At 42.1% G+C, this 6401-nt stretch carries 6 protein-coding genes and 1 pseudogene; 2 read left to right on the forward strand and 5 right to left on the reverse strand.

Translation table 11 applies throughout. The annotated features are described in order from the left end of the window. Positions 1-14 precede the first annotated feature (14 nt). Positions 15-1448 (forward strand): family 1 glycosylhydrolase, encoded by a 1434-nt coding sequence (locus NSS75_RS02295; protein ID WP_095714429.1) that lies wholly within the window; start codon positions 15-17, stop codon positions 1446-1448. Between the two features lie 35 nt (positions 1449-1483). Here the strand turns inward: NSS75_RS02295 and NSS75_RS02300 are convergent, their stop codons facing one another. The 5 genes and pseudogenes from NSS75_RS02300 to hxlA form a co-directional block, all read right to left on the reverse strand. Further along, a complete protein-coding gene (locus NSS75_RS02300) occupies positions 1484-1882 on the reverse strand; it encodes a competence protein ComJ (protein WP_095714428.1) in 399 nt (132 codons plus the stop codon). Between the two features lie 26 nt (positions 1883-1908). Next, entirely contained in the window at positions 1909-2346 is a 438-nt protein-coding gene (gene nucA, locus NSS75_RS02305) for a DNA-entry nuclease (RefSeq protein ID WP_024120178.1), read from the reverse strand. 185 nt (positions 2347-2531) lie between these two features. Then, positions 2532-4257, reverse strand: a pseudogene (tlpC, locus tag NSS75_RS02310) (methyl-accepting chemotaxis protein TlpC). Positions 4258-4369: 112 nt separating this feature from the next. After that, positions 4370-4927 carry a 6-phospho-3-hexuloisomerase gene (gene hxlB, locus NSS75_RS02315; RefSeq protein ID WP_101863966.1) on the reverse strand — a complete coding sequence of 186 codons (558 nt, stop codon included), beginning with the start codon at positions 4925-4927 and terminating at the stop codon, positions 4370-4372. A gap of 5 nt (positions 4928-4932) precedes the next feature. Further along, entirely contained in the window at positions 4933-5565 is a 633-nt protein-coding gene (hxlA, locus tag NSS75_RS02320; protein WP_101860162.1) for a 3-hexulose-6-phosphate synthase, read from the reverse strand. Between the two features lie 231 nt (positions 5566-5796). Here hxlA and hxlR point away from each other — a divergent pair, with 231 nt between their 5' ends. Next, positions 5797-6159 (forward strand): transcriptional activator HxlR, encoded by a 363-nt coding sequence (gene hxlR / locus NSS75_RS02325; protein WP_003241118.1) that lies wholly within the window; start codon positions 5797-5799, stop codon positions 6157-6159. Positions 6160-6401 lie beyond the last annotated feature (242 nt).

Consider the following 6401-nt stretch of genomic DNA (forward strand, 5'->3'; position numbering starts at 1 on the left):
GAGTGATTAACACAATGATCCATCAACATCCAGAATCTTTTCCGAAACATTTTTTATGGGGCTCGGCTTCAGCAGCTTACCAGGTTGAAGGAGCTTGGAACGAAGATGGCAAAGGCCCTTCTGTATGGGACGTGTTTACGAAAATCCCCGGCAAAACGTTTAAGGGCACCAATGGTGATGTTGCAGTTGACCATTATCACCGTTATAAGGAAGATGTCGCTCTGATGGCTGAGATGGGGCTGAAGGCATATCGATTCTCTGTCAGCTGGCCGCGTATTTTTCCAAAAGGAAAAGGAGAAATCAATGAAGCCGGTCTGGCATTTTACGATAACCTGATTGATGAATTGCTTTCTCATAACATAGAACCGGTTTTGACTTTATATCACTGGGATTTGCCTCAGGCGCTTATGGACGAGTATGGCGGATTTGAGTCGAGAAACATCATAGAGGATTTTAATCATTACTGCATTACTCTTTATAAACGCTTTGGGCAGAAAGTGAAATATTGGGTAACGTTAAATGAACAAAACTACAATTTTAATCACGGCTTTCTAACAGCTATGCATCCGCCTGGCGTGAAGGACAGAAAACGATTTTACGAAGCAAATCATATTGCGTTTCTGGCAAATGCGAAAGCCATTGAGTCCTTCAGAAAATATGTGCCCGAAGGCAAAATAGGACCAAGCTTTGCTTATTCTCCCGCATACCCTTTAACCAGTCATCCAGAGGACATTACGGCATTTGAAAATGCTGAAGAATTTATGAATAATTGGTGGCTGGACATGTACTGCTGGGGAACCTACCCGCAAATTCCTTTCCGCTATTTAGAAAAACAGGGATGGGCGCCGACAGTCGAACCGGGTGATATGGAGCTGCTTGCCAAAGGGAAGCCGGATTTTGTAGGTGTCAACTATTATCAAACGATTACTTACGAACGAAATCCGCTCGACGGTGTCTCAGAAGGGAAAATGAATACGACGGGCCAAAAAGGGACCAATCAGGAAACAGGGATGCCGGGACTATTTAAAACTAAGAAAAATCCTAACCTAACAACGAGCAACTGGGATTGGACGATTGATCCGGTAGGATTGCGTATCGGGCTTCGCCGTATTACGACACGTTATCAGCTTCCTGTGTTTATTACAGAAAACGGTTTAGGAGAATTCGATAAAGTTGAAGAAGGCACTATACATGATGATTATAGAATTGATTATTTGCAATCGCATCTTGAGCAATGCAGACAGGCCATTAGTGATGGAGTCGATTTGATTGGATATTGCAGCTGGTCATTTACTGATCTGTTAAGCTGGCTGAACGGTTATCAAAAAAGATACGGCTTTGTTTATGTGAATCGTGACGAAGAGAATGAACATGACTTAAAACGATTGAAGAAAAAAAGCTTTTATTGGTATCAGGATGTCATTAAGACAAATGGAGAAAATGTATAAAGAGTCCCTGAGAGTATTCCTCTCAGGGCTTTTCATTAGACGGAAACAGCATCAATGATATAAGTGTCAGCGTGCAGATCTGACAGCTCAGCCGGCACAGTGTAGCATGTGAATTGATAGTCTCCTTTAGGAAGGTCAAAGGACAGCCTCTTGGACATGATGCTTTCAATTTCAATTCCGTCTGTTGTGACGTGAAAAGGAACAGTCACTTTTTTTTCATAGGATGCAACTGTTTCTGAACTGTTAAGGCGCAAAAGAATATATACCTTTGAATTCCGCTGTGCCTCAAACGAAATGGCTTCGTCCGTTTCCGCATATCCTTTTTCAATTGCTTCATCTGTCCAATCGATGACTGGCGGTGCGGAACCCTTTTGAAATACAGTAAATTGATGATATGAAATCGTCAGTTCTTGCGGCTTCCATGATTTGATCAATGTGCTGTTCCTCCTCTTTTAACTGTTTACTGAATCGTAAATAAAACCTTTGTGCCGTCAGGGTAATCGGTCAGCTGATGCCCGACCCAGGAGCCTGCGCCGCGATTGTCAGCGGGAGAAATATATTCTACAGAAGCCCCTTCACCGCCTTCTTTGCACATGGCCATTGGCCATTCATCTCGGTCATACCCTGTTTTGGAAGGTACGTCTTTTAATGATTGTTCGCGGCGTTCCTCAGCTCCGTCTCTGTCTATGGTGCACACATCTGAATGCCCCTCACTTATTGCGTCCTTGATATGATTTGCTGTCTCAGGATAACGCTCAGAAGGGAAGGCCAGTGTTTCGTCATATTCTTCTGTTTGAGACGTTTTTTGATCGTCTGAGAAAAAGTCTCCCTTAATCAGGCCAACAGCTGCAGCTGCTATGACGACTATTACGAGAAGTAAAGTTTTTATAATGTCCATTCGTGATGATCACCTCCCGCGTCAGCAACTTTAAAACTGCTCCAAGAGTAATGCAGAAAGGGCTGGGTGTAAAGATTAAAATTTTTTGTTTTGCCTTAGGTTTATTGCAGAAATCGTAATTTTAGTAGATCGAAATATTCATTTTTAAAAAAATAACGTTATCAAATTGAAATATTGATACTAGATTATAGGCTGTTTTCAGGTTGATCAATCATTTTAAATTGGCTTATGATACCGGTAAGCTCTTCAGCCAATTGAGATAACGTTTCTGAGGCTGCAGTAATCTCTTCCATAGCGGCAAATTGCTCTTCTGTTAAAGCTGCCGCCTGCCGGGTACTCTCTGTTGATTCTTTAATGTCTGTTGTATTGGCGGCAAAGGATTCATTTATTTTTTGCGTACTTGCTGAAATGTTGGTAACAGATGCTGATAAATCGCTGATTTCCGCAGTGATTTCATCTGTTGCGGCTGCAATTTCTTTAAATGCGTCTCTGGTGCGGTGAATCATGTTTACACCTTCAGCAGCTTCTGTTTTCACATTTTCAACAGACTGCGCAGATTCAGTCATATCATTTTTTATCTCAGCGATTAATTTGGAAATCTGTCCGACAGACCGTTGAGATTCCTCTGCTAATTTGCGAACTTCATCAGCAACTACTGCAAAGCCTTTACCGTGTTCTCCGGCTCGGGCAGCTTCAATTGCTGCATTAAGAGCAAGCAGGTTTGTCTGATCGGCAATTTGGGTGATAACGGATAAAATTTGTTCAATTTGTTTAGAACGGCCGTCCAGCTGCTGAATGATCTCTCCGCTTTTTTCAATCGAATGGTGAATGGTATCCATTTGTGCCTGAACATTTGAAATTTCATTTTGGCCAATGTCTGCTTTTGATTGCGCAAGCTGTCCTTTCTCAGCAATGGCAGCAGTATTTGAAGAAATATGCCGTATGTCAGCTGTTGTTTGCTCCAGTGATTTTTCACTGTTTTCGATTCGTGTGATTTGATGCTTGGCACCGTTTGCAATTTGCTGAACAGCTTCTGTGATCTTTTCGGAGGCTTGATTGGTTTCTTCTGCTCCGGCTGAAAGCTGCTGAGAGGCTGATGCAAGCTGAAGGGCGGATTGCTGTACCGTTTGGATTGTCTGATTCAGCTTCATTCTCATCTTATTATAGTAGACACTCAGTTCTGCTAACTCATCAGCGGACTTGTCTGAAAACTTCTATTGTCATATCTCCGTTTCCGGCGCTTTCAAAGGCGTATTTTAATACGTTCAGCCGCCGGTTGATTCTTCTGGTGAAAAGCAAAACAAGGATGACAGATATAATAATAACTACAGCAAGAACGATAGCGAATTGAGTGAACAGCGATTGGGTAAGCGATGCTAAAATGCTTTGATTGGCACCTGTATACAGCATACCGATAATGTTGCCTTCCTTATCTTTTAAGGGCATATATGCTGTTTGATAAGAGGAGCCTGCCACATCTGCTTGTCCGTAGAATTGCTTCCCGTTTTTTAAAACAGCGTCAGTGACCTCAGCAGAAGCTTGAGTGCCGACAGCTCTTTCGCCGTCTTTCATTACGTTGGTTGCGACCCGAGTATCTCCTTGGAAAATCGTTACGGTATCACCTGTTTTTTTGCCAAGCAGATCAACAATTTCTTCATTTCCGTTTATTTGTGTCTCGCCTTTATACAGCTTATCGTTTTTTACCTCCCAGTTCCCTAAAATCACGTCATCAATATACGTGCTGCTTAAAGCAAGATCGCCTTTGGCTTTTTCAGTGGCCATTTTTTTCATGCTGCTTGTAATGTCTTTTAGCATTACGGCGCCGACTGATAGAGAAAACAATAGAATAACTGCGAAGACCAAGCTGAGAATTTTAGTTCCAAGCTTCAGCTTTATTTGTTTTTTCAACATAATTCCTCCCTCTGTTTGTTTGTAGGTCATATTACTTATCGGGTTTTTGGGTGTAAAGTTTTATTTTAGGGGATATTAAAACCGGCCTGATCTCCAGGCCGGCTGTGTGACGCTATTCAAGGTTTGCGTGGTAAGTGAACATGGTTTCAGAATCGAGTCCTTTTTTCTCCATGAGTTTTAAAATTATTGCATCATAGAACAGCAGCAATGTTTGCTCAAATAATGAACCCATTGGTTGCATCGTTTTATAGCTTCCGTTTGACTGGTCTTTAGGAGAGCCAGGCATTTTGACGATGAGATCCGATTGTTTTCCAATGCTCGAATCCGGATTGATGGTTAAAGCGGCAACAATTCCGTGTAAGCTTTTTGCTTTGGCTGCTGTATTGATCAGGCTCTTTGTCTCGCCTGATCCTGAGCCGATAATGACGAGGTCTCCTTTGCGGAGCGGCGGAGTGAGAACCTCACCGGCAATATGAGCGTTAAAGCCCATGTGCATCAATCTCATCGCGAAGGATTTTGCCATCAGGCCAGACCGCCCCGCGCCCGCAGTGAAAATTTGATTGGACGAAAGAATGTGATCGGCAAGCTGATCAGCTTCTTCATTAGAAATATAAGCCGCTGAACGGTGTAATTCATTGAGAATTTCCGTTACGTATTCGGTCGTTTTCATTTTATTTATCCTTGGGCAATAAGCTGTTTCATTTTTGAAGCTGTTTCTGCTTTATCGGCTGCGCTTGTAATTCCGCCCCCAACAATGACAAGGTCAGGGTTTTGTTTGATCACTTCTGGCAGTGTATCAAGTCTGATGCCGCCCGCAATTGCGGTTTTTGCGTTTTTTACGGTATTTTTGATGGTCGTTAATTCTTCGAAAGAGTTTTTGCCCTCTGCTTGAAGATCATAACCAGTGTGGACGCAGATGTAGTCAACACCCAGTGCGTCAATTTCTTTCGCACGGGATTCAATATCTTTCACGTTAATCATGTCCACTAAGATTTTCTTCTTCTGTTTTTTGGCTTCTTCTACTGCGCCTTTAATTGTTGCATCGTCTGTAGCCCCTAAAACGGTGATGATGTCAGCTCCAGCTTCCGACGCTTTCATAATTTCGTATCCGCCGGCATCCATGATTTTCAGGTCTGCCAGGACCTTCAATTGCGGAAATGTTTCTTTTATTTCTTTAACGGCTCTAAGGCCTTCATTAATGACAACCGGTGTTCCGATCTCAACCACGTCGATGTATTGTTCTACTTCTTTGACAAGCTCGATGGCTTCCGGGATATTTACTAGGTCTAATGCCAGCTGTAATTCCATTGTTGATCCACTCCCTTATTCGAATTATTTTTCATTCTATAGGTTCCCTCTTTAGCTGAGAAGTAGGCACTTTGAAGTCAACTAGTTACTTTGAGGATACTGTGAGAAGAGGCAATCAGATTTCTTTCGCTTGGTTTTATGAGTGAGTATAATGAAAAAGAGTCTGCCAAAAAGTAAGTAAGTGATGATACGTATCTAACATACAAAAAGGATACTAAGGGGGGATTTCTTTTGAGCCGGATGGACGACAAAAGGTTTAATTGTGAGAAGGAATTAACGCTTGCGGTGATCGGCGGCAAATGGAAAATGCTCATTTTGTGGCATTTGGGAAAAGAAGGCACAAAACGTTTTAATGAATTGAAAGCTTTGATTCCTGATATTACGCAGAAGATCCTCGTGAATCAGCTGAGAGAGCTTGAGCAGGATATGATTGTTCACAGGGAAGTGTATCCGGTTGTCCCGCCGAAGGTTGAATATTCCTTGACCCCGCAAGGAGAAAGCCTGATGCCTATTCTTGATGCCATGTATGAGTGGGGGAAAGGCTATATGGAATTGATTGATATCGACAAAAATGTCATTAAGGAATCGTTGTAAGGCGCTCTTGGCTAAGGGTGTCTTTTTTTTTTTGCCTGTTTTTCGGTTTTTGCGCGGTAAACATATGGGATGTAAAGATTGTAAATGGCTTTCAACAATAAATGGGAAATAGCGTGAGAGCGCATTTTAAAAATTTTTATTTTTCTGTAAATAATGTTTAGTGGAAATTATTGCGGTATCCCGCAAAAATATCCCAGTGAATAAACTGGAATCTTTTCGGTATCCCGCATGAAACTTTTCAC

Origin of the sequence: Bacillus sp. FSL K6-1012 (assembly GCF_037964915.1) — a bacterium.
Classification (GTDB): Bacteria; Bacillota; Bacilli; order Bacillales; family Bacillaceae; genus Bacillus; species Bacillus halotolerans.

Excerpts from the sequence above, each read along its gene's own strand:
- NSS75_RS02295 (WP_095714429.1), top strand. The coding sequence starts at position 15 with ATGATCCATCAACATCCAGAATCTTTTCCGAAACATTTTTTATGGGGC.
- nucA (WP_024120178.1), bottom strand. The coding sequence starts at position 2,346 with ATGGACATTATAAAAACTTTACTTCTCGTAATAGTCGTCATAGCAGCT.
- hxlB (WP_101863966.1), bottom strand. The coding sequence starts at position 4,927 with ATGAAAACGACCGAATACGTAACGGAAATTCTCAATGAATTACACCGT.
- hxlA (WP_101860162.1), bottom strand. The coding sequence starts at position 5,565 with ATGGAATTACAGCTGGCATTAGACCTAGTAAATATCCCGGAAGCCATC.